The organism is Longimonas sp. (assembly GCF_046498435.1).
Taxonomy (GTDB): domain Bacteria; phylum Bacteroidota; class Rhodothermia; order Rhodothermales; family Salinibacteraceae; genus Longimonas.
The window spans coordinates 1-3,477 of sequence record NZ_JAWOAR010000279.1; the positions used below are offsets into that span (position 1 = coordinate 1).

The 3,477-nt window shown below is 59.1% G+C and carries 3 protein-coding genes; 1 reads left to right on the forward strand and 2 read right to left on the reverse strand.

What is annotated here, in order from left to right:
• Positions 1-588: 588 nt before the first annotated feature.
• Positions 589-786 carry a hypothetical protein gene (locus R6U20_RS10940; protein ID WP_410337892.1) on the reverse strand — a complete coding sequence of 66 codons (198 nt, stop codon included), beginning with the start codon at positions 784-786 and terminating at the stop codon, positions 589-591.
• A gap of 76 nt (positions 787-862) precedes the next feature.
• Positions 863-1,297 carry a PPC domain-containing DNA-binding protein gene (locus tag R6U20_RS10945; RefSeq protein ID WP_410337893.1) on the reverse strand — a complete coding sequence of 145 codons (435 nt, stop codon included), beginning with the start codon at positions 1,295-1,297 and terminating at the stop codon, positions 863-865.
• 447 nt (positions 1,298-1,744) lie between these two features.
• On the opposite strand from R6U20_RS10945, the gene pbpC reads away from it, so the two are divergent.
• Positions 1,745-3,477, forward strand: a 1,733-nt coding sequence (pbpC, locus tag R6U20_RS10950) for a penicillin-binding protein 1C (protein WP_410337894.1), incomplete at its 3' end; no start/stop codon positions are given.

Here is a 3,477-nt window from a genome sequence, read left to right on the forward strand (position 1 = left end):
GGGGAAAGGGCAGTGCTCAATGTGAGAACAATCACTTTCAACCCAGCGCCTTTTCAACCCAGCGCCTTTTCAACCCAGCGCCTTCCCCCAACCCGTCATCCTGGACAAGCGATTCCGACAGCGGTCGGAAGAGCGCGGTCCAGAAATGAGCGGAGCGAATTCACATCGTAATCCAGAGCAAGGCAGCAGCCTCTCGTTGCAAGGACATACCTGCTAAGATACTTTTTTAGGTCTACTTAATAACTGCCTTCGTATGACAGCTACGTTGCAACTGGAGTTGGTATTAAACCTTGTTTTGACGGTTGCCCTGAAATCATCTCCGACAAATACTGACATGGTGAGCTGTCGAGGAAACCATCTCTTATCTTTTGTTGCAAGCGGCCCTGGTATCCTGGTGCTACGTCATACCAAATTCGGTTGCCGCATTGTCGCATCGCCTCTCCACAGCGCACCAGATGTACGTCGTCAGTCCGCCTTCAGCCTCGTGTGGGTAGACAGACAAGTAGGTCGATGCACGGCTGAATGTCTTCTCGTTCACCCGTCATCCTTCGATACTTCCATCCCCCAACAGAGCGCGCAGAGTTGGCATTACGCTTTCCTGCCGCGCTGCACTGCTTCCTCCGCATCCTTGATCCGGTTAATCATATACCGAATAAACTGACGCTTCGAGAGGTCTTTCTGCTCGGCCTGACGTGTAAGCCAGTCCGCTTCCTCCTCTGAAAGCGGCACCGAAATCGCCCCTTCGGCTGTTTCGTCCAGCAGTGTGTCGGATACAGGAATTTTCATAGCCAACGTGAGTAGACGGGGGACAAAAGTGACATGAGGAAAGGCGACTCGTCAGATGCTCATCCTTGGCAGGCTCTTAAGTCTGCGGGATGAGCGGCAGCCCTACCGCTTCGTTCTGTACACGTTCAACGCGTGTGGTATAAGTTTGGCACTGCAGTTCAAGCGTCGGCCACACGGTCGCATCGACCAGATGCCCCCCTAATGTGGAGCCATCCGGGCGGCCCAGCGTGGCGTGGGCATGCACACGTACATCGCCCTCGTGCCACGTCAGGTTGCCTGCTACGTGTAGTACCTCAACTTGCTGATCCACTGCAATCGGATTATACACCTTCGCTTCACGATCAAAAAATGCAATCGTTGCCTTCGAAAATGCACCAATCCCGTGAAATGTAGCACTTTGCAGATCATGCTCGGCAGCAAACCCGCGCAGGCTCTCCATAAAATCGGCATCCTGATCCATCACCAGGAGATGCGAAGCCTTAGGGTCCAACGAAAGAGTGCGGTAGCTCATAAGCAGACGTCGTGGTAGTACAAGTAGATAACTTACGTTGCGGGGTATACCACCAATCCTCCGTATGGTGTCATTCAGAAGAGAAGAGCGCTGGAGGTTACAGCGCACTACTCCCAATACGTATTTAATTGCCTGAAATAACTATTGCAACCTAATTATTTTGGGAAGCACTTTCATTACAAGATTAATTTTGCTCTAGGCTACAAAAATCCATAATTACCTTTTTATTGCATTTCAGTGGAGAGCGAAGTCACACAGATCAACGAAGGGATGTGGTTACTCATAAACAAGGGTTGTGATAATACGATTAAGTTAAATGAGAGGGATGCGGCAGGTACGAGACAAGCACCGTGTGTGCGTACCGGATTACCGCCCGGGATTGCACGTCCGCAGCGGGTCTCGTATCATAAAGCTGATTGCTTGCCTCACCATCTAAACCGTGCGCTCGTGTTAGCCTCTCTGTCCTCCTCTCGCTGGCTCATCTGGCTCCGCACGCCCTACGCCATGGCCGGGATGGTGCTTGCTGTAGGTGTGCTTACGCTGGCCTGGCCGCTGCCAGCCCCGCCGCCCGAGGCGCCCCAGACCCTGCGCATCACCGATCGTCAGGGCGTGCCGCTACGCACCCTCTACCCGAACGGACGCCACCGCCCTGTCTCCCTGAACGATGTGGATACGGTAGCGGTGCAGGCGCTTCTTGCCACCGAGGACCAGCGGTTCTACACGCACATCGGCATCGATGTGCTGAGCGTGCTGGGGTCGGCGTGGGCCAATCTGCGGGCCGGACGCGTGGTGCGGGGGGCCTCGACGGTTACCATGCAGGTGGCCAAAGCGCTACGCGGAGGACCCGAGCGCTCGTGGTGGAATAAAATGGCAGAGGCCCATCTGGCGCTGCGGCTGGAGCTGCGCTGGTCGAAAGATCGTATCCTGGAGACGTGGCTCAACCGCGTGTCGTTTGGCAACCGTGCGCACGGCATTGAGGCCGCAGCGCGGCTCTACTTCGGCACCTCCGCACGCGACCTGACGCCGCATCAGAGCACCTACCTGGTGGGGCTGCCCCAACGCCCGGGCTACTACAATCCATACCGCTTCCCCGAACGCGCAGCCCGGCGTCAGCGGCATGTGCTGGGAGCGCTGGTGGAGCACGGCGTAATTACCACTGCCGACAGTGCAGAGTGGGCCGATGTGCCGCTTCGGGTGCGGCAGCCGTCGCAGACGCGCCGCGCGCCGCACTTCACCACCATGCTGCTGCAAAACGCCAACGACGACGCCCGCTCGGCCCGCGAGTGGCGCACCACGCTCGACGCTGCCCTGCAAGCCCGCATTGAGGCCCGCGTGCAGACCCGACTGCACCGCCTCCGCGACCAGAATGTGACCAACGCGGCGGTGCTTGTGCTCGACAACGAACGCGGCGCGATCCGAGCATACGTGGGCAGCCGAAACTTCTGGAACGATGCCATTGCCGGAGAGAACGACGGCGTGCGCATGCAGCGCCAGCCAGGCAGCACGCTGAAACCCTTCCTGTACGGCCACACGCTCGACCAGCGCACGTACACCCCCGCATCCATCTTGCCCGATATTCCGCTGCATGTGCCCAGTGCAGGCGGCGCGTTTACGCCCTCGAACTACGACAATCGGTTCCACGGCCCGGTGCCCCTGCGCGAGGCGCTGGCCGCCAGCTACAACGTACCTGCGGTGTATGTAGCCCGTGAGATCGGCCCGTCTGCACTGCTGACTACGCTGCGGCAGGCCGGATTCGACACGCTCGACCGCACCGGCGCGCACTACGGTGTGGGGCTGGCGCTGGGCAACGGCGAGGTGCGGCTAATCGACCTGGCCGAAGCCTATGCCGGACTCGCACGCGGCGGTGCACGTCCGACCGCTCACGCTCGGACGTGGACGCGCACGGCCACCGGCGATACGCTGCATCACACACAGCCTACGCCTGCTGCCCTGGGGCTGGCACCTGCAACCACCGTCCAACTCACCGACATGCTGTCGGATGCGGAGGCTCGTGCGCCCGGATTTGGAGTCGAGACGCCGCTGGAGCTTCCGTTTCCGGTGGCAGTCAAAACGGGCACATCGAAAGACTACCGCGACAACTGGACGGTCGGTTACACGCCGCAGCACACTGTGGCCGTGTGGGTCGGCAACTTCGACGGCAGTCCGATGCAAAACGTGAG

Coding starts and splice junctions, on each gene's coding strand:
- R6U20_RS10940 (WP_410337892.1), bottom strand. CDS start 786: ATGAAAATTCCTGTATCCGACACACTGCTGGACGAAACAGCCGAAGGG.
- R6U20_RS10945 (WP_410337893.1), bottom strand. CDS start 1,297: ATGAGCTACCGCACTCTTTCGTTGGACCCTAAGGCTTCGCATCTCCTG.